Origin of the sequence: Luteolibacter sp. Y139 (genome assembly GCF_038066715.1) — a bacterium.
GTDB classification, from domain to species: domain Bacteria; phylum Verrucomicrobiota; class Verrucomicrobiia; order Verrucomicrobiales; family Akkermansiaceae; genus Haloferula; species Haloferula soli.
Map to the genome: position 1 here is coordinate 668,246 of NZ_JBBUKT010000002.1, position 24,335 is coordinate 692,580.

Genomic DNA, 24,335 nt, shown 5'->3' on the forward strand with positions numbered 1-24,335 from the left:
CTTTCGTGTCGGCAGGAGATCGATCTGCCAGATCAGGGAGTGACGGTCAGGCGCAGGTAGATCGAGGAGGGCGCCGGGCCATCGGTCACCGTGAGAACTGCTTCCAAGGTCTCCGGATCATCCTCGGCAGGCGACACCGCTTGGACCGCGATGGCGGCCGTCTGGCTGCCATTGCTTTCACCGGTGTGGTGCCAGTTCGTCAGGTCGGTGGACCACTCGACGGTGGCGGTCACATCGGTGGCACCCTTGGCGTGCGGGAAGCGGGCGGTGAAGCTGCCACTGGCCGCTGCGACCGCTGTGACCGTGGCACGGCTACCATCGTTCGAGCCATCGGTGCCCATGTAATATTCGAGCACGTTCGCCACACCGTCGTTGTCACTGTCGCTATCGGCAGCTCCGAGTTGATGCTCCTTGAGGAAGGCTTGCAGCGGGCGGTCGGCAATGGTCGCCGAAGCACTGGAAGTCCCCAAGTTGTAGCCGCCGCTCGCAGACAGCGTGAGGGCGAGCGATTCATCTCCTTCCGCTTCATCGTCGGCAAGGATGGTCACCGGGATCACGGCCGAGCTTTGGCCTGCAGGGATTTCAATCGTGCCGCTGAGCGGAGCGATGTCGCTGCCGGTGGCCGTGCCGGACGTGGTGTAGGAAACGGCCAGCGCTCCGGTCGTAGGACCCGTGCGAGTCACAGTGAAGGCAAGCGATTGATCGGCACCATACTCACCGCCGGTTGCGTCCGTCGCCTCGATGCTCACGGTTGGCATGATGACCTCCGCCTCGTGCGAAAGCGCGAATGGCACCACCATGAACCGGACATCGATCGCCTGGAAGTTGCCATTGAGTTCGGGCAGATCCTGCGTGAACACCCGGAACGAATTCCCATTCGCGGTGTAGCTGATGATGTTCTCCGCAGCCGTCCCGCTCGTGGCCGCATCGGCCGTGAGGAAGAGCGCCGAGTTGGACGGATTGACCACCGTGCCATCGCCGATCGTGAGATCGTAGTAGTTGGCATTCACGGTCACGTTGCCACCGGCGTCATTCAGCGCACCGTTGAGGATCGCGGGACTGCCAGTCGTGCGGATCATCCCGCTGAAGACTCCCGGCGTCGAATACGGCAGATAAACGAAGCTGAACGAGGCGTCCTGGCTGGTGCCTGCATTGTCGCGGACATCGATGATCCAGGTGCCGCTGCTGATCTTGACCGAGAGCACATTGTCGCCATCGGTGGATCCCACGTTCCCATTCGGGAACGCGAGCAGGTTGCCGCTGATCGAGAGGCCGGTCACGGTGTAGAGACCGCTGCCGGTCTTGTTCACCTCGACTCCAGCGGGCAGGTTGCTGGCAAGCACATGCCCATCGGGGTCGACCAGCGCACCGGTGAAGCCACCCGAGAAGGGCAGGAAAGCCACCGCGGTGCCGGCGGATTCCTCCGTGGTCGTCGGGTTCGCCCCCGCGGCATTGGGGTTCGAGTTGTCGGCCACGCTGACCAGCGCATTTCCAGAGCTGGAGAATGCCGAAACGATGTTGTCCGCGGATTGGCCGCCATTGTTCCAGTTCGCCACCGCGGTCACCCCGGAGAGAAAGGGAACGGGACTGCCATTCACCACGAGCGAAATGTCACCGGTGTTGCTGCCCGGGTTCACAAACGAACGCGGAGCGGCCGAGGTCCCGGCCACGGTCCAGTTCCCTTCGAAGAGACCAGCCGAGGCCGTCTTCACATTCGGAGCGGCCGGGTCCACCAGCACTTGCACCGAGATCGGGTTGGCCGCAGTGACAATGCCTTCCTCGTCGGTGGCCTTGGCGATGATCGTGTAGCTGCCGGCCGGGACGTTCGCCCAATCGAAGCTGTAGGGAGCCGTGGTATCTTCGCCGAGCAGCGTCGTGCCTGAGTAGAAGCCAACCTTGGTCACCGTGCCATCGAGATCCGATGCGGTGGCTTGCAGCGTGATGTTTGCCGGAGCGGCGAATTGCGTGCCATTGGCCGGGCTGGTGAGCGCCACCGTCGGCGGGAAGACCGCACCCTCCGCCGTGAACGAGCGGACCGGAGTCCGGATCGTGCTCGTGCCATCGCTGACCTCCGCATACCATTCGTAGCGACCACCCGACTCAAGTCCGGCCCAGTTGACCGTGGCCACGCCCGCCGGGACGGTCACGTTGCCAACTTCGGTGAACGGACCGACACCGCCGGACAGGTTCACGTCGAGCGAGAACTGGCTGTCCGCATCCGTCTCGTATTGATCGAGCGTGGGCGAATAGGTCTGCACGTCGATGCGGTTGAGCGTCGGGCGGAAGGTCATGATCCGCAGCCAGCCATCGCCACCGTTGGTGCGGCCCTGATAGTCGGCGAGGATCGAGTGGATCGTCCGCCCCTCGAAGGTGTCGCTGCGGCGGCCTTCGCCATGGATGTGGCCGCCATGCATCAGGATCAGGTTCGGATTGTCCTTCAGCGAATCATAGATCGCCTTGCCCATCGTGCTGAAGCTCGCAGGGTTGCCCGTGTTCACCATGTGGTGGGTGATCACGATGCCACGGCGGGTCGGATAGGCCTTGAGCAAGGCATCCGCCCAGTCGAGATCGGCCGCATCCGGCGTGGTGTCGTATTCGAGGCTGATGACGATGAAGTCCATGCCACCCGCGGTGAAGAGGGTGTAGTTGTTGTCAGCCTTCGTCGGTTCGGAGGTGCCGCCGTAGTAGGACTTGTTGGCGAAGTGGTTCACTCCGGTCGTCGGATGAACGCCGAAGTAGGTGTTGAAGTTGGTCGTGGTGCCATCCGCATCGCCGTTCGGGGTCTGGTCGTGGTTGCCCACCGCCACGATGTAAGGCACGCCTTCCGCCTGCATCGTCGTCGTTGGATTCTCGAGGGCGTAGAGCGCATTGCGGGCATTCGCCCACTCGCCGGCCACCGGCGTGTCGCCGTTGTCGGTGATGTCACCAAGGTGCAGCACGAAGCCGATCTTGCGGGCATCCTTCTCCGCCACGATCCACTCGGTCTGGGCCGAGAAGATCTGCGCCAGATTCCCACCGATGTTCTCCGAGTAGTACTGCGTGTCCGGCAGCGCGACCACGGTGAAGAAGTCCGACTCCGAGGCATTGCCGATGTTGCGGCCGTAGAACTTCACCTGAAGGTTGCCGCCGTTCAGGTCATTGACATTGGCGGACAGTTGGCCGACTCGTGGCACGTCGATCGCGGCATCGGCGGGCGAGGCCAGCGAAATGGTGGGCGGCACATCCAGATTGAACGGTGCCCCGGTGGTGCGGATCACGCCGTTGGCAAGCGTCCCATCGATAGCCGTGCCCGCACTGCTGAAGAGCGTGGTGCCGGAAGTTTCATCCATCGCGTAGCGGGCGACGAGACCCTGTGCGGAGGAAACCTGGCTGTTGATGGTGGATTGGATCTCGTCGAGACCGCGCGCCGTGTTCCAGATGCGCACTTCATCCATCTGACCTTGGAAATAGCCCTCGCGCGCACCGGTCGAATTCATCGCAGTGCCGAGGCTTGCGTGCTGGATCGAAAGGTTCTGCGGAACCTGGCCGTCCGTGCTGACGGTGGCCTCTTCCTTGCCATTGAGATAAAGCGTCCAGGCAGTGCCGTCGAACGTAACGGCAGCGTGTTGCCAAACACCGACCGGCACCACCGTCTGTCCCAAGGCAGGATGATTGAGCCCCGTGTTCGCATCTTCGAAATCCGCCGCCAGCTTGCCGGTGGCGACATCGATGCCCATGAAGTAGTTGCAATTGATGTTCGCCGGCGTGTCGGCTTCACCGCGGCCTTTCGCGATCAGCGGAATGGCAGTCACACCACCGGATCCGGTGCCCGCACCGACACCGCCCGCCTCACGCTTGAACCAGCACTCGATGGTGAAGGTGGAGAGCTTCAGCGCCGGATTGTCGCCGAAGGTGACGTAGTCATCCACGCCATCGAAGAACAGGCCATCGGTCCCGGCAGGCGGGGCCACGGAAATCGTTGCCGCAGTGGAGGTGGTGTATCCGCCCTTGTCATCGATCGCCCGTGCCTTCAGGTCGTGCGTGCCAAGACCAGCGTCGTTCCACACGAATTCATAGGGAGCGGTGAGATCTTCGCCTAGCAGCGTGTCCCCGTCGTAAAACTGCACCTTGGTCACCGCGGTGTCGTCGGTGGCGGTGGCCGTCAGCGTGACCGGCGCTCCGAAGATCGCATTCGTGCCGCCGGCAGGCGAAGTGAGGCTCACGACCGGCGGAGGATTGGTGGCGAACAGCGCGAAACTGAAGCCCACTTCGTTCGCCGCCAGGTTCTGCAGGCCCGGGTTCGCCGTCGCAGTGCCCGGGATGTCGCGTCCTTCGATCACCCAGCGGTTGTTTGCGCCGTCCCATGCGAAGCTCCAGATGTTGTCGCCGCGGTTGGTGCCGCTGACGATGGAACCTTCCGGGCTGATCAACAGCACGCTGTTGGAATCATTACGACCGGGAGAGGAAAGATACCATTGGCCGGTGCCACCTTTCGTGACGGTGAAGGTGCCGGAGTTCGCGACCGCGTCACCCTCGGCATCGATGCGTCCCATCGCCGCCACATCGCTGTGACCGGAGGGGATGTAAACAAAGGCCACCGGATCGTTTTCGAAGCTGAAGGCGTCGGCTCCGTTGTCCTTGCAGATCAGCGTGAAAGTGCCGTCCGCGTTGGCAGAGGAAAGGGCATAGTTGTCCTCGTTCTTGCCGCCGGTGACGAGCAGAATGCCATTCTGGCTGGTGGCAGGCACCGCAGCGAAGGTGCCGCGTGAAGCGTTATAGCCGCCAAGCCGCAGCGTGTAGAAGCCGGCATTGGCGGTGCTGTCAAAGACCGTTGAGGTGCCCGGATCGGTCGCGCCGCTGGTCACGGTGAACCCGGCGCTCTTGCTCGCGAAGCCGGTCATCGCGCCGTTGTTGTCGGTGTTCGTCACCCAACCGCCGAGCCAGTCGGTGTACTTGAAGTAGCCGAAGGATTGGCTCGTATTCCATTCGTCGCCGGACGGGAAGAAGGTCGCGGCGTCAGTGGTGGTGATCGCCGTATTGCCGATGTTGATGGAGCTGGAATAGCCATCATAGGTGATCCCGATGTTGCCGGGCGATTGAATCGCCGGCGTGGCGAAGCCGAGACCTGCTCCAATCGGATTCGGCGTGGTGCCCTGGTTGCTGCGGCCATTCTCGCGCAGCGAAACCATTAGGATGCCATTCGTCACATCAGCGGAAGGCGTCGCGCCATCGAAGCGCAGGCCGAAGTCACCGCGCGTGCCGCCCACATAGGTGGCGCCATTGCTTTGCGACAGCGCACCGGAAACGCCAGTTGCGCTGTTTCCCGTGTCGTTCTGGGTGATGGCGAGATTCCCGATAAGGGGGACTGCTCCGAATGCCGGCGAGAGCAGGCAGGCAGTGAGGGAAGTGATGGCGAGCCGGGCTCGGCCCTGAGGAGAGGTATGGTGCATGGGGCGTTAAAAACGCCCGAGGCATCTACCTGCGATTCACCATCCGCGAACCTGCATTGTGTGAGGAAATCGGGACGTGAAACTTTAGTCACGTGAAAGGAACCCGTGCCACATCCCAAGTGACGGAATGGTCAGGAAGCCACTCCTGTTAGAGCACCTTCTCGAACACCCTCGAATCACGCCCGCTTTCCTCAAGCTGCCGGCGACGAGGCTCTGGCAAGGCGTCCGGCCCCGCCAAGGTATAGCTCACCCGGTTCTCGAAAAAGTCCGCCGCACGCGTGGTCAGCGCGAAGACCCGCGGCAAGCCCTTCTCGCGGGCCACCTGCTCGGCGTGCTTCACCAGATCCACGCCATAGCCGCGGCCTTCATGATTGAGCTTCACATACAGGCAAGCGACTTCCGCAGTGTGATCCCCCGGGTATTCATGCAGCGCCACGCAGCCGACCACGTTGTCGTCGATCGCCATGACGTAGTAGTCACCGATCTTGGCCTGGATGTCCTCATACGTGCGGGCCACCAGCTTGGTCCGCCGCACCGAGCGGCCGATCATGCCGAGCAGCTCGGGAATATCTTCCTCCCGCAGCGGCCGGATCTCCCGGTAGCTATCGGCGTGAATCATCGTGCCCACACCTTCGTTTGAGAAGAGCTCGTCGATCAGCACACCTTGGCGGCGGCCATTGAGCACATGGACGCGCGGCACTCCCTTGCGACACGCCTCCGCGGCAGCCCGCAGCAGGTCAGCACCCGTCACCGTTCCCGAACCTGCCAATTCATCGGCATCCGCCGCCCGCACCGCAGGCACCGGCTCGCCATCGATGAGAATCGCCTCTTCTAACAGCGCGATCAATTTCACCGCGCCGATCCCGAGCGTGAAATCGACGACCTGCGGATCAAGCGGATCATTCGACGAGGCGTCGGCCACCACCGTCTGCCCACGGCCGAGGATGGCTCGAGCCTCCTCCACCGCACCCGGGTCACCGAGCGGGCGGGTGAGTCGGGCCGACATAATCTCGCACTCCAGCGTCCAGTCGTAGAGATCCTTGATGTCGCCACCCAGCACCCCGAGAATCAGCTTCACTCCCACATCTTCCATCGCCGCGAGATCCAGCAGGCTTTCCGCGATCGCGGGCTCGGGCAAAAGCCCGGCATCAATGAGCACGACGAAAACCTTCCCGCGGAACTGCGGGACATACTGGAGCACCGCTCGAAAATCACCCTGGTCGGCCACGCCCGATTTCTAGCAGGGATCGGGACGCCTGCAACCGTTTGGGCCGTCTTGATTAACCGGTCCGGGGTATTTGCCATCCCGGCGGCGGGGAGGTCCGATGGTGTCCTCGACAATCTGCCTCTTCGTCCCTCAAACTGTGCCACCGTGCGACTCCTGCTCGCCATCTTCCTCCTGACCCTGCTGCCGCTCCTTTCCGCCGAGCGCCCGCGGGCCATGGTCCGGCAATGGCAGTCGGAGGACGGCCTGCCGGGAAACGTGGTGCGCTCGATGGTCCAGGCGGCCGATGGCTACCTCTGGGTCGCCACCGCGGAAGGCATCGCCCGCTTCGACGGCATCGATTTCGACGCCATCGAACCGGATGGCGAGCTGCGCCAATTGCGCTTCGCCTTTTGGCGGATGTTTGCCCCGGAGGATGGCAGCGTGTGGGTGGCCACCTTCCAGGGCGGGCTCTTCCGCATCCGTGACAGCCGCCTGGAGCGCGTCGTCCACGAAGTCGCGAGGTCGCGGCCACCATTGATCAACCAGCTGATCCTCGATGGCAGCGGAGTCATTCACTTCCTCCGCGGCGAGGAAATCTGGAAGGTGGAGAATGGCACGCCGTCGCAGGTGGAGAAGCCGTCACAGGACCTGATCGACCGCTTTGCCCGGGACCACGAGAAGCAGATCGCTGGCGGTCGTGCGGTGGATGGCGTGGCTGCGGGGACTGTGGCACAACTCCACACCAGGGACGGCCGCCTCTGGGCCGCCGATGCGACGGGCCGCTTGGTGATCGACGGTGAAACGCCGGTCGACCTGCCGGGTGTGGCCTCTCCCTACGTCTTCAATGAACTGCTGGAAGACCGCGAGGGCAACGTCTGGGTCGCGACACCACTCAGTGGCCTGGCTCGCGTGCGACGCAGCCGGGTCGAGCCGCTTTCCACCACCGATGGCCCTGAGCCCGCTGCGTTCGGCGTGATGCAGGACCGCTCCGGCGTCTGGTGGATCGCCAACCGCCGCGGCGGGATCGACCGCTGGACCGAAGAAGGAGGAGTGGAGCACTTGGAACTCGTGCCCACCGGTTACCAGCGGCCGGTGGCGACCATGTTCGAGGACGCCAAGGGGCAACTATGGGTGGCTGCACGCGGCGGCTCGGTCTTCCTGAGAAAGCCAGATGGTTCCTTCGCCCAGCAGTTCCAGAGAACCCAGGTGCCGTCCAAGGTGCGAACGATGCAACAGGATGGCCAGGGAGTCTTGTGGTTCGGAGGGACGCAAGGTCTTGCCTCCTATGATGGCACGGCCGTGCACGTGTATGGCGAGAGCGATGGGTTTCCCAAATGCGAGGTGACCGTGCTCATGCGCGATCACGATCGCATGCTGGTCGGCACCAATGACGGTCAGGTCTTCGCCGGCGGCAGTCGCGGCTTCCGGCTATTGGGGAATCCCGCACCGCTCAAGCACTGGTGGGTTTCCGGCCTCCTCGCCGTGTCTCCGGACGAGCTGTGGGCGACCACGCTGGGCGGCGGCGTCTTCCTCTGGAATGGCAAGTCATGGCAGCAGTTCGCCGCGGACGATGGCTTGCCGGATGCGCGTCTCACCAGTGTCCTCAGCGACGACCGCGGGCACCTGTGGTTCGGTTCTCTGGGTGGCATCCTTCGAGCGAGCCGCCAGGAATTCCTCGATCGCGCGAACAAGCCGGACCGCCAGATCCACTGGCTCAGGCTCGATCGCTCGGACGGCTTGCCGACCCGCGAGTGCATCGGCGGATACCAGCCCGCAGGCTGGAAGGGGAAAGACGGGCGACTCTGGTTTCCCACCGGCAGCGGCGTGGTGCGCGTGCGTCCGGATTTAGTGGAGGTGAATAAGGTGCCGCCACCGGTCTATCTCCGCAGCACGCGCATCAATGGCGTCCAGCCGGAAGAGCAGGACGGCAGGATCGAAGCCGGCCCCGGCCGCTCGCGCGTCGAGTTCCGCTTCGTCGGACTCAGCTACAGCGCACCGGAAAAAGTCACCTATCGCGCTCGCCTCCAAGGCCTCGATGATTCCTGGCGCGAACTCGGCAACCAACGCTTCGCCGCCTACGAAGCCGTGCCGCCCGGGCGCTATACCTTCGAGGTAATGGCGGTGAATGGCGACGGCGTGTGGAGCAAACAGGCCGCCCGCGTGGCCATCCGCATCAAGCCGCACTTCTGGGAGTCGGCATGGTTCATCTTCACCGTCACCGCACTCACGCTGGCATGCACCGCCACCATTGGCTGGTACCTCGCACGCCGCCGCATGAAGCAGCGCATCCAGGCGCTCAAGATCAAGAATGCCCGCGAAGGCGAGCGCACCCGCATCGCACGCGACCTCCACGATGACCTCGGCGCGAGCCTGACGGAAATCTCGATCCTCTCCGCGCTCGCCGCCGAAGGCGGAGACGAAAGCACCATGCGCCCTGCGCTCGACCAACTCTCTAACAAGGCCAAGGCCGTCGTTGGCACGCTCGATGAAATCGTCTGGGCCGTGAACCCGCGCGACGACACCTTGCGGTCGCTCGTCGACTACCTCGCCGCCTTCGCCCGCGAGTTCCTCGACACCGCCGGCATCGCCCTGCGCACCGATATCCCACGCAATATCCCCGAGACACCTCTCGATGCTCCCGTTCGCCACGGAGTCTTCCTCGCCGCGCGTGAAGCGCTGAACAACTTGGTCAAGCACTCGAAGGCCACCCAAGCGCGCCTCGCGGTCCTGCATGAGCCGACCAAGCTCGAGATCCGCATCGAGGACAACGGCCGCGGCTTTTCTCAGGAATGGGAGGCCAAGGGCTACGGCGTCGCCAACCTCCGCGAGCGGATGCAAGCCGCCGGCGGCGATTGCTCCATTTCCAGTATAGCAGGCGAGGGGGTAACCGTAACCCTGACCTTGCCACTGCTTGCCGACCCATCAACCCAAGCCTAATCTACCTACCGTGTCTGCAAAACCCGAGACCACTGACGTCGCCATCGTTGAAGACAATGCCGCCCTCGGCAGCAGCCTGAAGAAGGTGGTCGAGTCAGACCCGACCTTGCGTTGCATCGGCGTGTGGACCACGGCCGAGGACGCACTGAAAAAGATCGATGCCTTCCGCCCGCAGATCGTGCTGATGGACATCAATCTGCCCGGCATGTCCGGCATCGAGGCCACCGCCCGGCTGAAGCAACACCTGCCGGACGTGAAGGTGGTGATGGTCACGGTCTATCGCGACCACGACAAGATCTTCGCCGCATTGAAGGCCGGCGCCTGCGGCTATCTGCTCAAGCGCTCGAACCCCGCGGAAGTCCGGGAGGCCATTCTCGACGTCCGCACCGGTGGCGCACCGATGAGCCCGGAGATCGCCCGCCGTGTGGTCGAAGCCTTCCACCAGCCAGTGAAAGCCGAACCGTCTCTCCTTGACGAAGTAAAACTCTCCAAGCGCGAGACCGAGATCCTCGAACTGCTTTGCGAAGGCCTCGCCAACAAGGAAATCGCCGACCGGCTGGACATCTCCGTGGAGACCGTCCGGGTCCACCTGAAGCACGTCTACGAAAAGCTCCACGTGCGCTCGCGAACCGAGGCCGCGATGAAATACCGCGACTCTCGCGAAGAACCGAGGTTTCCAATTTAACTAACCCTGCGTGGCCGATTCGGCCGCGTTCAGGGCTTTCGGCGTTATGGGTCGAAACTACCCCCATTGGGGTAATCGACGGTTATGTGGGCATGATGGATAACGATTCTTGTATTGCCGGGATACCGGCAATGCCTCCTTCCCAAGGGAGAAAAACCCTCAAAACCCCATAACCCATGAAACACACGCCATTTGGTGCGGATATCCGTGCCTCTTTGCTTGCTTGCGCGTCTTTGTGCGCAATCTCCACCGGTCACGCCGCGAATGGCAGTTGGTCGGGACTCACCAGCCCCGGCCTCTGGAATAACACCGCCAACTGGACCGGAGCTGTCGTCGCCGACGGAGCGGGGAACACCGGTAATTTTTCCACCGTCGATCTGCCAGCAGGTCTCTTCACCGTATCGCTCGATACACCGCGCACGCTCGGCAGCCTGACCTTCGGCGATACCGATACGTCCACCGCCGGTTCATGGCTCATCGATAACAATGCGGTTCCCACCAATATCCTCACGCTCTCGGGAAGTCCCGTCGTCACGGTAAATGCGCTCGGCACCGGAGCCCAAGCCGAGATTAGCGCAGTCCTCGCAGGCACGGAAAGCATCTCGAAAGCAGGCGCCGGCGCCTTGGCCTTGAGCGGTGTAAACACCTACACCGGCGGCACCACTCTCAACGCGGGAACTCTCGCCCTTAACAACGCGGCCGCTCTCGGCACCGGCGCTCTCACCATCAATGGCGGCGCTCTCGGCAATACCTCGCTTGCAGCCGTTACTCTTTCCAGCAATCCCAACCAGACATGGGCAGGGGACTTCGCCTTCACCGGCCCTCAAAACCTCGTGCTTGGCACCGGCAATGTCTCGGTCCCGGCAGCCCGGATCGTCAATGTGTCGGCTGGCATTCTCGAAGTGTCCGGGATCATCACCAGCGCTGCCGCCTTCACCAAGGACGGCGCGGGCGAACTCCGGCTTCATGGGGATAACCTCGCCACCTCCACCGGCCCGCTGACCTTGAAGGGCGGCACTCTCCGGATTCGTGGCAATGTCCCGACCGGTGGTACCGGTGCCGTCATCAACCAAAACCCGCTGGGGGCTGCCGCTCGCACCATCACCTTCGAAGGCGGTGCCTTGATGGCCAATGGCCACCAGGGAAGCAATGGTCCCACCGTCGGCGCGATCACCCAACCCTTCACCATCGCCGCCGGTCAGACCGGCACCTACTACCACGCTCAGCGCGGCAGCATCACCTCCACCATCAGCGGTGCTGGCACCTTCAATTTCGTCACCAACTACGTCCGCGGCGATATCAACGGCAACTGGGCCGGTTTCACCGGGACGCTGAACATCAGTGCCGCGACTGCGGGTAACTCTGACTTCCGGATCGCCGGAGGCACGACCTTCAACGCCGCGATGCGGGTGAACATCTCCAACGCATCGGTTTCCCAGACCTACAACCCACCGAACAATACCGTCGGCACCACTCATATCATCGGCACTCTGACGGGAACTTCCGCAGCTTTCATGGGCGGCAGCACGGTCAACGGACGCTTCGTAAACTGGCAAGTCGGTGCCTTGAACGAAGACTCCGAATACGCCGGGGTCATCGCGAACTCAACCGGAGCCGCGCGCTTGTACAAGGTCGGCACCGGCACGCTGACTCTCAGCGGCACCAATACCTACACCGGCGATACGCAGCTGAATGCCGGCAAGATCCAGGTCGGGACGGGCGGAGCCACCGGCAGCCTCGCCGCTACCAACGTGATCACCACGGCCGGAACCCAGCTGATCTTCAACCGCGACAACACCGCCATCAGCGCTTATCCGGGCATCCTTTCCGGCCCCGGCACCATCACGAAGAAAGGCACCGGCCAGATCAATTTCAGCGGGGTCAACACCTACACCGCGGGCACCGTGATTGAAGGCGGCATCATCGGGGTCAATAGCGCTTCATCGCTCGGCGCTGCCGCCGGTGCTGTTAGTTTCACCACCGGTGACGGCGGCATCATCGCCATCGCACCGGGAATCGTCGACGCTCATCCCTTCAGCGTGGCCAGCGGCATCACGACCTCCTTCGGTGCTGCCACCGCAGCGGACTCGCTGGAAGTCACCAGCGGGATCACCGGCGCAGGCTCGCTCGCGGTCACGGGCAGCGGCGTGCTGACACTTTCGGGAGCGAATGCTTACGGCGGCACCACCACGATCGCCACCGGCAGCCTGGTTGCCACCAATGTCACCGGCAGCGCCACTTCAACCGGCGCGGTTGCACTTTCCGGCGGCACGTTGGCTGGCACCGGCACCATCTCCGGCGCGGTCGCAGCGACCAATAACTCATCGATCAAACCCGGTGCTCTCACTCCGACATCTTCCGGCGTCGGCAATCTAACAGTGGGCTCGCTCGCCCTTGCAGGCGGCAACACCATCTACACCGAGTTCACCGACGCCACGACCTACGACAAGATCATCGTCACGAACACGAACGGCCTGACCTCGTCCGCCTCTCTCGCCAATCCCGTGATGGTGGATCTCCGCGTGGTGAATTCCGCTGCCAAGTGGACCTCGCCGGGCACCTACACCATCGCCCAGTTCGCAGGCTCCTTCGTGGGCAATGCCAATGACTTGTTCGAAGTCACTCCGGCGAGCCAACAAGCAGGCCAGACCTACACCTTCTCAGTGAGCGGCAACCTGCTCCGACTGACCGTCGCAGGAGCGTTGCCATCGATCTGGAACGTCAACGCCTCAGGCAACTGGAGCACCGCCGGCAACTGGCAAAACGGCTCCCCGAATGCCATCGGTACCACCGCCGAATTCAGCAGCGCCATCACCGGCCCGCAAACGGTCACCTTGGACGCCGCCCGCACCGTCGGCTTGATCAAGTTCAACAACGCCAACGCCTACACCGTCGGCGGCAGCTCCACGCTGACCCTGAACCAAACCACCGGCAATGCCGAGATTCAGGTGCTCTCCGGCGCTCACACCATCTCGGCACCAATCTCGCTGGCCGATTCACTCGACCTCAATCTCTTCAATGCCGCCAATTCGCTGTCCTTGCTGGGAAACATCAGCAGCAGCGGCAGCATGGGCATCGCGAAGACCGGCCCGGGCAGCCTGACCCTCGGTGGAAACAACACGTTCACCGGCGGCGTAAACTTCGCCAACGGCACACTGACCTTCTCTAACAACAGCCTCGGCACCGGCACTCTCACGCTGAACAATGCCACGCTCGCATGGGCATCCGGCAATACCCAGGACATCACCGTCGGCCGCACGGTCATCTTCGGTGATGATCCGATCACGTTCTTCATGGATGACAACGTCACCCTCGCGAACGACTTCGGCTCGCCCGGGATCGCGAACTTGACGAAGACCGGTTTCGGCACGCTCAAGATTGTGGCCGATGCCAGCCTCTTCGGCAATCTGACCGTCGCGAGTGGCAACCTCACACTCGGCAATGGTGGAGCCACCGGTTCCATCTTTGGCAACATCAGCCTGCCCGATGCCGCCAGCGTCCTGACGGTAAGCCGTTCCGGCGATCATTCGATCAACAATGTCATCTCCGGTGCTGGCAGCCTCGTCCTGAATGGCGCGGGCATCCACACGCTGAACCAGCCGAATACCTTTACCGGACCCACCACCATCAACAGCGGCACCGCCTATCTCGGCAATAGCTTGGCACTCCAGGGCAGCACCTTGGGTTACAACACCATCGGTGGCAGCTTGAACTTCGGCACGAATACCGTGGCGACCCTCGGCGGCTTGGAAGGGGACAAGAACCTCACCCTTGAGAATACCGATGTGGTCCCATCCGCGGTGACTCTCACCGCCGGTGCCAATGGTGTCAGCACCACCTACACCGGCATCTTGTCCGGCCCCGGCTCCTTCACCAAGGCCGGCGCAGGCATCATGACCATGACCGGCGCGCACACCTACACCGGTGCCACCCAGGTCAATGGCGGTGCCTTGGAATTGAGCGCTGGCGTCACCCTGAACAATACCACCGTGAGCGTGGGTGCCACCGGCCGCTTGACCAGCAATGGTGCCACCATCACCGCTTCCGCTTTGTCGAACGTCGCCAATGCCGCAGCCGGCGGGGCCCAGCTCCAATTGCTCGGCGGCACGGCCAGCTATCCGCTCGGCATCAATGCCGTCGGCAACAGCACCCAAGGCTACCAAATCCTGGTGTCCTCCGGCGCGACTCTCACCGCCGGCCCGATCACCCTCGGCCGGTCAGGCCTGAATCTGGGCACGGAACCCACCGCGGGCTCCGCCACCGATGGCCTGCTGGTAACCGGCGGCGATGTCGATATCAATGGCACGCTCACCCTGGGCAATGCCTCGTCGAACTCCTCGGTCAGCACTCAGATCACCTCAGGCACCCTGGATGTCACCGGCGCGATCTCCGTCGGCCTCAACAACGGTGGCCGCTGGTCGGTCCTCGATGTGGCGGGCGGGGCCTTCAGCAGCACCGACACGGTCACCGGCATCCGCCTCGGTGGACCTCAGCAGGGCAATGCCGCCTTCCTCGCACGCGGCGGTGTGGCCACGGTCGAGCGCTTCCAGTTCGGCAATCTGGCCCTCGGCGGGACCAGCACGGTTCACGTCAATGGCGGCGAACTCTATGTCGGCTCCGGCGGCATGGTCATCGGCACCACCGAGCCCGGCTTCGTCGCGACCTTGCGGCTCTCCGGCGGCACGCTCGGCGCGAAGGCGGATTGGTCGACCTCGATTCCGGTCGCCACCGCAAACACCATCGCGGTCAAAGCAGCGGATGCCTCGAACGTTGCTCACAACATCACACTCTCCGGTGCCATCACGGGCACCGGTGCCTTGGTGAAAGAGGGGGGCGGCACGCTTACCATCTCGGGTGCCTACAGCTATTCCGGCAGCACTGCCGTCACTGCCGGGACACTTGTCCTGAAGTCCGGCACCCTGAATGACAATGCCGGCGTGGAAGTCACCACCGGTGCCGTCTTGAACCTCGACTTCGTCGGCACCGACACGGTCCTCGGCTTCAGCATCGACGGCACGCCACAGGCCTCCGGCACCTGGGGTGCCATCGGCTCGGGTGCCGCCCACCAGACCGCACGCATCACCGGCACTGGTCTGCTGAATGTTCCCGCCGATCCGTTCGGCAGTTGGATCGCCGGCTTCCCGGCAGTCGGTGCCCAGAACGGCAAGTCCGATGATCCCGACCACGACGGCCTGACCAACCTCGATGAGTTCGCTCTCGACGGCAACCCGGCCAGCGGTCTCGCCAACAGCAAGGTCCGCGTGCAGGTCGAGACGGTCGGAGCCGAGCAAGCGCTGGTCATCACGTTGCCGGTCCGCAATGGCGCGACCTTCGCGGGAGCGACCTCGAAGACCGCCACGGTCGACCGGATCGTCTACACCATCGAAGGCACGAACACCGTGTTCCTCTTCGACCAGGTCGTGACGGAAATCACCGCGAGCACGGCCGGCATGCCAGCAGTGAACACCGGGTGGACCTACCGCACCTTCCGCCTCAATGGCGCCGTCGGCGGAGCCACGCCGCGCGGGCCGAAAGGCTTCCTGCGTGCCTCGCTCGCAGAACAACTCTGACCCCTTTCTCTGGGTATCAATACGGGTAAAAAAGAGCGGCCCGGGAGAGCGATCTCCCGGGCCGTTTTGATTGCACTTTAAAAAAGGCAGGGGACTTGGCCCGCTCAGGACTCCGCGGTGATCGGCTTGTCCAGCACGTTGATGCGTCCCGTATCCAGGCGATATGCCCAGCTATGAATTTGAAGCGGCTGCCCGCGTTCCCAGGCATCCTCGACGATCGTCGTGCGGGCCACATTCTCCGCATTGGAAAGCACGTTGATTTCGCAAAGCCGATCCAGCGCATCCGTCGGCGACAGCGCCGCCAACTCATCCTCCCGTCGCCGGGCGATATTGCGCACGTGGCGCAACCAGTTATCCACGAGACCGTGGCGCTCATTCCCCAGAGCCGCCTTCACGCCCCCGCAACCGTAGTGACCGCAGACGATGACGTGCTTCACCTTCAGTACATCCACCGCGAACTGCAGCACGGAGAGCATGTTGAAGTCCGTCTGCACACACACGTTCGCCACATTGCGGTGAACGAAGATCTCACCGGGATCGAGACCGGTGATCTGGTTCGCCGGCACCCGGCTGTCCGAGCACCCGATCCACAGATACTCGGGCGTCTGCTGAGACACCAGTCGCGAGAAAAATTCCGGATCTTCGGACACTCTGGCCGCAGCCCACACGCGATTGTTTTCCAACAAATGATCAAGCGAAGACATCGGCGGGGATCAAACCGCACCAACCCCGCCTTGTCCATGCCCACCCCCGTCAAATCCGTCAGCCGCTGGGAGCGCGGAACTGGAGCGCAGCGGAAGTGGTCCGGGCCATTTCCTCTTATCCGGACAACCTCTGGCCCGCAGAAGCACCAACTCGCTCCGCTTCTCCATTAACCTCCCCCCCCCAGCCGTCGGAGACCCGGACTGCGCGCAGCCCTGCTGCCGCTCAATGCCAGCAGCCCTGCTGCGGGGAAGCACCGGGCGGCCCTCTCTCCACTCTGAAAGCTCGCACCATTTTCTCCCCTTGGCACCTCGCCCCCACCACCTAAATTCCCCGCGTGCCCGATCTCTTCGATGTCCCAGCCTCCGGCGAACCCCGCCGCGACGACAATGGCACCGGCGAGCCGCTTGCCTCCCGCATGCGGCCGCGCTCGCTCGATGAAATCGCCGGCCAGAAGCACATTCTGGGCGAGGGGAAGCTTCTCCGCCGCGCCATCGAGGCAGATCGCTTCGCCTCGCTCATCTTCTACGGCCCGCCCGGCACCGGGAAAACCACCCTCGCCAGCGTCATCGCCCGCACCACCGGCTCACGCTTCGAGGCCCTCAACGGTGTCGAATCCAACGTCGCCGAAATCCGCGCCAAAATCGACCAGGCCCGCACCTGGCGCGACCTCCGCGGCGAAACCACGATCCTCTTCATCGACGAAATCCACCGCTTCAACAAAGCACAGCAAGACGTCCTGCTCCCGCACATCGAGCGCGGCACCGTCCGCTTCATCGGCGCCACCACCCACAATCCCTACTTCTACGTCAACTCGCCGCTGGTCTCGCGCTCGCAGATCTTCCAGCTCGAATCCGTCTCGACCGAGGACCTACTGCCCGTCCTCCAACGCGCCCTCAGCGACACCGAACGCGGTTTCGGCACACTCAACATCGAAGCCGCCCCCGAAGCCCTCCAGCACCTCGCCGTCATGTCCGACGGCGATGTCCGGAAAGCACTCACCTCTTTAGAGCTCGCGGTCCTCACCACCCCGCCTTCTCCATCTACCATCTCCGATCTCCCATCTGCCATCCATCTCACCCTCGCCGTCGCCGAAGAATCCATCCAGCGCAAGGCCATCGTCTACGATGCCGATGGCGACGCCCACTACGACACCGCCTCCGCCTTCATCAAATCCATCCGCGGCTCCGATCCCGATGCCGCCCTCTACTGGCTCGCCAAGATGCTGCACGCTGGCGAAGACCCGCGCTTCATCGCCCGCCGCCTGGTCATTTCCGCCAGCGAAGACATCGGCCTCGCCGACTCGAATGCCCTGCGCGTGGCCATGGCCGCCCAACAAGCCTACGAATTCGTGGGCATGCCCGAAGGCCGCATCCCGCTCGCCCACGCCACCGTCTATCTCGCCACCGCCCCGAAATCGAACACCGCCTACGCCGCGATCAACGAAGCCATGGCCGATGTAGAGAAAGGCCGCACCCTCGCCGTCCCCGAGCACCTGCGCACCAAGACCCGCAAGAAGCTCGCCGCAGCCAGTGGCACCGATGAGGAAAAGATGCGCTACCTCTACTCCCACGACTACGAAGGCGGCTACGTCCCTCAAGCCTACCTCCCCGAAGGCCGCATCTACTACCACCCCGGCGAAAACGGCCTCGAAAAGCGCATCAAGGAGCGGATCGACTACTTCAGGAGCTTGCACGATTCATCCAACAAGGGGCCCGAATGAAGCCCCCCGATCGAATCCAGAATCCGACGAAGATCGACCGAACCCGGATCGAAGCGATCCTCACGGCGGGAAAAAGACCGACGATCCAGTTCGACGATGCCCACTACAACGACGCCCTGTTGAATGACATCAACGGGCTCTGTCGGATCTTTGGCGACGAACTTGAGATCCGGTTCTACGGACATTACCAGAATGGATTTGATGGCAAGTGGCTCACCCATCTTCCGGATGTCGCCTGGCTTTCGCTCGACTGCCTGACGACCATGCGGTCGACGGAATACTTGGCTGACCTCGCCAATCTCAGGAAGCTGGCTTTCGCGGTCTTCGAGTCGCGAGATCCGAAGATATTGGAAGGCCTTTGCCTGGAGCAGTTAGTGGCCTTGCGAATTGGCGAGAGCAGGAAGCTCGTTGTGGATCTCGGACCTTTGGAACGGTGTGGTCGATTGGAGTCGCTCAACATTTCCGCCCAGAACAACGGATTGGAAGTGGTTAGTCGCTTGTCCACCCTGCAAAGCCTCTCGCTGTGCTCGATTGCGAGGAAGATTCCCCTGCCGAGAACTGATCTCATCCCCAGTCTCAGGAAGATGCTTCTGATTTTGGGCGGTCGCGAGGAAATCGATGGCATCTCTTCCAACAGCTTGGAGGAACTCGATGTGATTCGAGTTCGCGGACTCTCATCCGTCGGAAACCTTGCTCGCTTCCCGTCTTTGAAATACCTGACGATTGAGGATCAGGCCCAGCTTGCCACTGTCGATCTCGGCAATGCTCCGGAGACCTTGGAGAAGCTCATGCTGGTGAATTGCAAAAGCCTCGCCGATCTAGGGAACCTCCAAGCTCTCCCTTCTTTGGTCCGGCTTGAAAAACTCTGCATTTCGAACTCGGTCCTCGATCTGGAAGACCTGCTGGCGGCTCGTTTGCCGGCATCGCTCCGCAGCTTTGGTTTCTGGACCAGGCGAGCGAAAGAGGATCGAGCGATCCGAACTCGGCTCGACGCCTTGGGCTACGACGCCCAATTCTGGTCGTGAGGGCAGCGGGGGTGGAAATGTGGAACGTCAGTTCTTCTCGTAGGCGCGCTGGTGACAGCGCAGAACGGTTTTCCCATCAGCACACCCTCTGGAACTCCGCGCCAGCCTCCCAAAGTAGAAAGCCAACCCTCGCTCAAATAAGAGCTGGAATTTTAGCCATTATGGACATAAATGACCTTTGTGGACAAAATATCAGCCCTTAAGTTCCGCAACCCGGTCCACCTCGTCAAGACCATCGGCGAGCGCCTCCGCCAGGCGCGCTTGGCCCGGGGCTGGACTCAGGACGAACTGGCCGGACGCGCCGGCATCGCGCTTTCCACACTCAAGTTGATGGAAGCCAAGGGCAACGGATCGCTCCAGCGGTTTGCGCGGGTTGCCGTCGCGCTTGGCCTTGATGGCGACCTCCGCGAACTCTTTGCCCGCCCTGCCGCAGCGGAATCGATCGAAGCCCTGGAGCGCATGGAACGGAAGCGCGCGCCGCGACAGAAGAAGGGCGGGGAGAAGACACCCAAATGAACCTCGACGTCTCATATCATGACCAAGAGGTTGGCCGTCTCCATCAGGACGACCGAGGCCAGGTGATGTTCGAGTATGCCGCCTCGTGGCGGAGTGGATCACCCTCGCGCGAGCTATCACCACTCTACCTCCCCAACTCCACCACCGGCGCCGTGGCGACCCCCACGCCAGCCTTCGGACCCCTGTTCGGGCTCTTCCAAGACGCCCTCCCGGACTGGTGGGGTGAGCAAATGATGCGACGTCTCTTTGACGAAAAGGGCATCCCTTGGAACAAGGTGACCGCCCTCCAGAAGCTCGCTTGCCAAGGCGACCGGAAGATAGGCGCGCTCGCCTACCGGCCGGTGATGGACGAGACCATCTTCGCCGATAACCTGCTGGTCGAGCTCAGCGCCTTGGTCGATTCCGCCCGCAGCGCCTTGAAAGGGGAAGCCGGCAAAGTGCTTTCCGAACTCGTGCGCTCGGGGATCTCCCCTGGAGGCGCACGCCCGAAGTCCCTGCTATGGCTTTCCAAGGATGGCCGCGATCTTCAACTCGAACCCACTCACGGACACGACGCCTGGCTGATCAAATTCGACCTCGATCCCGATCTCCATGAAGGCCGGATCGAGCACGCCTACATGCGAATGGCCGCAGCCGCCGGGATCGAAGTGCCGGAATCACGGCTCATCGAGGCGGCGGGTTGCCACCACTTCATGGCGCGCCGCTTCGATCGCGAGCCATCAGGCAAGCCGATCCACTTTCACTCCTTCTCGGGCCTCACCCACACACCGGTGCGCGATGGCATCGACTATGACGACCTCATGAACCTCGCTCGCGAGTTGACCGACGATCATCGCTCGGTCGAGGAAGTCTTCCGCCGCGCGGTGTTCAATGTGCTGGCTGGCAACGAAGACGACCACGGCCGCAACCACGCCTTCCTCATGGACAGCGATGGCTCATGGCGCTTGTCGCCGGCCTTCGATCTCACGCTGGCATCAAACCCGCTCACCTCCGGCTATCGCGCCGGCCGCGTCATGGGGAAGGGGACCAACGTCGGGCTAAAGGATCTCATCAAACTCGGCCAGTCGCATGATGTCCGCCGGATCACAGAAGTGATCGCCGAGGTCCAGGACGCAATCTCCCAATGGAGTGACTTCGCCAACGAATCCCGATTGCCCGCCGGAGTGACGACAATGATCCGCGGACAGCTCGAAGCGATGCCCCTAACGTAGGCGCGCTGGTGACAGCGCGGAACGGTCCCTTCAAACCCGCCTAGGCAATCGCCTCCATCGCCCCAAGCACCACCACCGGCCGCTCCTCCACATCACTCCGATCCAGATCCACCACGATCTTCAGCACCCAATCATTCAGCTCCTCCGGATCCACCAGCATCTGCTCGATGGCCCACCGCCGCGGCACCTCATCCGACATCCGCATGTGCTTCGTGGCCCGCGCCTCCGGATCCAGCCGGATCCTCTCATGATCCGCAAAGTAGCCATCTAACAGCCCCTCGATCCGCGCCGCCGTCCAAGCCTGCCCGTCGCCATCATTCGGCTCGATCTGCGCCATGATCGCCGCCGTATTCTCCTCCGCAAACGCCTTCAGCAGCGTGAACACCGCATTCCTCACCGCCCGCGTGAACGCCGGCCGATTGCGGGTGAGGGGAACCACCTTCCGCTCCTCCACCGGCTTCTCAAGCTCCGGCTCATACTCCGGATTCCGCAGCTTCTCCCACTCATCGAGCAAGCTCGAGTCGACCGTCCGCAGCAGATCACCGAAGTAATCCTCCGCCTCCACCAGTTCCTCGGTCTTCGCCATCGGCGGCACCGTCTGCGAGAGCACCTTGTAAACCTCGGACAAGTGCCGCAGCAGCACCGCCTCGCTCTTCTCCAGCCCGTAAGTCTTCACATAGTCCTCGAACGACTGCCAGTGCTCGAACATCTCCCGAGCAATGCTCTTCGGCCTCACCGATGCCTCCTTCATCCAGGGCCGCTCGGCCACGAAGGCATTGTAGGTCTGATAGATGAATTCCTTGCCCGGCTTCGGACACTCGACCTCTTCCAGCATCTCCATCCGCTCCTCATAGCTCACGCCCTCGTTCTTGAGCCGCGCGATCAGCTCGCCCTTCAGCTGATCCACCTGCTTGCGCAAAATCACCTCGGGATTCTCAAGGATGGCCTCCACCAGCGAGATCACATTCAGAGGATAATCCGGCGACTCGCGATCAAGCAGCAGGATCGCTTCATGCAGCCACAAGCCCAGCGCCTGGTTCATGGAAAAGTCCTCCTGAAGCTGGATGTTCAGCTTCACCTTCGCCGGGCCGTTGCGCTCGGCCTTCGGGATGATCGTCAGGATATTGCCCTCCACCATCCCGCGGAAGATCTGGAACGCCCGCCGCCGGTGCGCCTTCTTCTTCGCCGCCGGCTCATGGCTGTCATTGATCAGTTTCCGCAGCGCCACGCAGCCATCCTCCCGCTCACGCCCCAGTACATTCAGCAACATCGAATGCGTGACATTGAAACTCGAAACCAGCTTCTCCGGCGGCGCATCGATCAAGCGCCGGTAGCTCTTCTCATCCCAATTCACGAAACCCTTCTCCGGCGGCTTGCGCTTCACGAAGCCCTTCTTGCCGCTCTTCGCCGCCTTCTGCTCCAGCCGCAAATTCTCGATCACATGCTCCGGCGCCTGGCAAACCACCGTGCCGCTCGTATCAAACCCACGCCGCCCCGCGCGCCCCGCGATCTGCTTGAAATCCCGCACCGCCAGCGTCTTCGTACTACTCCCGTCGTACTTGAAGAGCTGCGTGAACAACACCGTCCGGATCGGCACATTCACCCCGACCCCCAGCGTGTCCGTCCCGCAGATCACCTTCAGCAACCCACGCTGCGCCAGCTTCTCCACCAGTATCCGATACTTCGGCAACAAGCCCGCATGGTGAATCCCAATCCCATGCCGCAACAGCTTCGACACCTCCTTGCCATACGGGCTCCGGAAATTCGCATCATGCAGGATCTCCGCGATCTGCTGCTTCTCCTCCTTCGTGCAAAAATTCCAGCTCAGCAAATTCTGCGCCGTCCCCGCACAGGCCAGCTGCGTGAAGTGCACCAGATACACCGGCGCTTTGTTCTTCTCCACCAGCTCCGCCACCATCTCCTCCAGCGGCGTCTCGCTATAGTCGAACTCCAGCGGCACCGGCCGCTGATCCGACTTCACCAGCATTGTCGGCGTCCCGGTCAGCTTTGTTAGACCCTCCTCAAAGAACGCCGTCTCACCCAGCGTCGCCGACATCAGCAGGAACTTCGCCTGCGGCAGCGTCAGCAGCGGCACCTGCCACGCGAACCCGCGCGACGCATCCGAGTAATAATGGAACTCGTCCATGATCACATCGTCCACCTGCGCATGCTCGCCCTCGCGCAACGCCAGATTCGCCAAAATCTCCGCCGTGCAACAGATCACCGGCGCCCCCGGATTCACCGTCGCATCACCCGTGATCATCCCGACCTTCTCCGGCCCGAAGAGGTGGCACAGCGAGAGGAACTTCTCATTCGCCAGCGCCTTGATCGGCACCGTGTAGTACGACCGCCGGTTCTGGCAGATCGCCTTGAAGTGCAACGCCAGTGCCACCAGCGACTTCCCCGAGCCAGTCGGCGTGTTCAGGATCACATTGTTCCCCGCATACAACTCCAGAATCGCCTGCTCCTGATGGTCATACGGCTCCACATTCGTCTCGATCAGATAGTCGAGAAACGCACTGAGAACCTCGTCGTTTGAGGAAGGATCGGAAACACGAGAGGGATCGAGCAGCATCGGCGGGCCGGGATGCTGGAGCCGGGCAGGGGACCGGTCGAGCCCTCATCCCATGTAGCGGCGCGTCTATGACCGTCGCACTTTAGCGGCATCAGCCGCATCCCTGTGCCCCCGATTTCCATTCACCCGCTGACCATTTCCCGCAAATCCGGTTGCCAACCCGCCATCCCTCTGCTGAATTCCGGACCCATGGCGAACGCAACCAACGTCCTTTCCAGCGGCATCGAGATCACCGGCTCCATCCGCTTCTCGAATGACATGATCATCGACGGCAAGATCGACGGCGAAATCATCTCCGACAAAGGCCGCGTCACCATCGGCGAAAACGCCGTCGTCAAGGGCAACGTCACCGCCGGCGAAGTGAAGGTCTTCGGCAAGATCGAAGGCAAGATCACCTCCGAGCGCTGCGAGCTCAAGGCCAAGTCCCGCCTCGAAGGCGACATCAAGGCCAAGATGTTCTCCATGGAAGAAGGCGCCCAGCTCGCCGGCCGCACCGAGATCGGCTAAGCCTCGTTCTCCCAAATCACCACTTTCAAAAAAAGGCCGCCTGTCCATCAGGCGGCCTTTTTCGTGCCCGCCTCTCTCTTTTTCTTCGTAGCGGAAGGACTGCGTCCTTCCGGCTGGGCGAGGCAGAAGGAAACACCGCCGCTCCGATCACCGCCGCGGCCCTCACCGCCAGCCATAGTGGTCCGCATCGCGCCGCGTGCGGTCGAAGCCACCCTTGCGCTCCGTGTAAACCCCCTTCGTCTCGCCCG

The 24,335-nt window shown here is 62.7% G+C and carries 12 protein-coding genes; 8 read left to right on the top strand and 4 right to left on the bottom strand.

From position 1 onward, the window contains the following. Positions 1-32: 32 nt before the first annotated feature. Both WKV53_RS07710 and WKV53_RS07715 read right to left on the bottom strand, forming a co-directional pair. Positions 33-5,429, bottom strand: coding sequence for an Ig-like domain-containing protein (locus tag WKV53_RS07710; protein WP_341403895.1), 5,397 nt, complete (start codon positions 5,427-5,429; stop codon positions 33-35). A 148-nt stretch (positions 5,430-5,577) separates the two neighbouring features. Then, positions 5,578-6,657 carry a GNAT family N-acetyltransferase gene (locus tag WKV53_RS07715; RefSeq protein WP_341403897.1) on the bottom strand — a complete coding sequence of 360 codons (1,080 nt, stop codon included), beginning with the start codon at positions 6,655-6,657 and terminating at the stop codon, positions 5,578-5,580. A gap of 144 nt (positions 6,658-6,801) precedes the next feature. On the opposite strand from WKV53_RS07715, the gene WKV53_RS07720 reads away from it, so the two are divergent. The 3 genes from WKV53_RS07720 (at position 6,802) to WKV53_RS07730 (ending at position 15,828) form a co-directional block, all read left to right on the top strand. Beyond that, on the top strand, positions 6,802-9,573 hold the full coding sequence (locus WKV53_RS07720; RefSeq protein WP_341403899.1) for a sensor histidine kinase: 2,772 nt from the start codon (positions 6,802-6,804) through the stop codon (positions 9,571-9,573). Positions 9,574-9,583: 10 nt separating this feature from the next. Next, positions 9,584-10,258 carry a response regulator gene (locus WKV53_RS07725; protein ID WP_341403901.1) on the top strand — a complete coding sequence of 225 codons (675 nt, stop codon included), beginning with the start codon at positions 9,584-9,586 and terminating at the stop codon, positions 10,256-10,258. Positions 10,259-10,434: 176 nt separating this feature from the next. Continuing rightward, the gene (locus WKV53_RS07730) at positions 10,435-15,828 is read left to right on the top strand and encodes a beta strand repeat-containing protein (protein WP_341403903.1); all 5,394 of its coding nucleotides are present in this window, start codon (positions 10,435-10,437) and stop codon (positions 15,826-15,828) included. A 104-nt stretch (positions 15,829-15,932) separates the two neighbouring features. Here WKV53_RS07730 and can read toward each other — a convergent pair whose 3' ends face one another. Continuing rightward, the gene (gene can, locus WKV53_RS07735; RefSeq protein WP_341403905.1) at positions 15,933-16,532 is read right to left on the bottom strand and encodes a carbonate dehydratase; all 600 of its coding nucleotides are present in this window, start codon (positions 16,530-16,532) and stop codon (positions 15,933-15,935) included. Positions 16,533-16,867: 335 nt separating this feature from the next. Here can and WKV53_RS07740 point away from each other — a divergent pair, with 335 nt between their 5' ends. The 4 genes from WKV53_RS07740 (at position 16,868) to WKV53_RS07755 (ending at position 21,005) form a co-directional block, all read left to right on the top strand. Continuing rightward, positions 16,868-18,253: a replication-associated recombination protein A gene (locus tag WKV53_RS07740; protein WP_341403907.1), complete on the top strand. Its 1,386-nt coding sequence runs from the start codon at positions 16,868-16,870 to the stop codon at positions 18,251-18,253. Next, on the top strand, positions 18,250-19,278 hold the full coding sequence (locus WKV53_RS07745; RefSeq protein ID WP_341403909.1) for a hypothetical protein: 1,029 nt from the start codon (positions 18,250-18,252) through the stop codon (positions 19,276-19,278). Before WKV53_RS07740 ends, WKV53_RS07745 begins: the two co-directional genes overlap by 4 nt. Before the next feature lie 171 nt (positions 19,279-19,449). Then, complete coding sequence (locus WKV53_RS07750) at positions 19,450-19,794, top strand: helix-turn-helix domain-containing protein (RefSeq protein WP_341403911.1); 345 nt, start codon at positions 19,450-19,452, stop codon at positions 19,792-19,794. Then, positions 19,791-21,005, top strand: a complete 1,215-nt coding sequence (locus WKV53_RS07755; protein WP_341403913.1) for a type II toxin-antitoxin system HipA family toxin — start codon at positions 19,791-19,793, stop codon at positions 21,003-21,005. The genes WKV53_RS07750 and WKV53_RS07755 overlap by 4 nt, the downstream gene beginning before the upstream one ends. 40 nt (positions 21,006-21,045) lie before the next feature. Here the strand turns inward: WKV53_RS07755 and WKV53_RS07760 are convergent, their stop codons facing one another. Continuing rightward, positions 21,046-23,580, bottom strand: coding sequence for a DEAD/DEAH box helicase (locus tag WKV53_RS07760; protein ID WP_341403915.1), 2,535 nt, complete (start codon positions 23,578-23,580; stop codon positions 21,046-21,048). A 189-nt stretch (positions 23,581-23,769) separates the two neighbouring features. Here WKV53_RS07760 and WKV53_RS07765 point away from each other — a divergent pair, with 189 nt between their 5' ends. After that, positions 23,770-24,087, top strand: a complete 318-nt coding sequence (locus WKV53_RS07765; protein WP_341403917.1) for a bactofilin family protein — start codon at positions 23,770-23,772, stop codon at positions 24,085-24,087. Positions 24,088-24,335 lie beyond the last annotated feature (248 nt).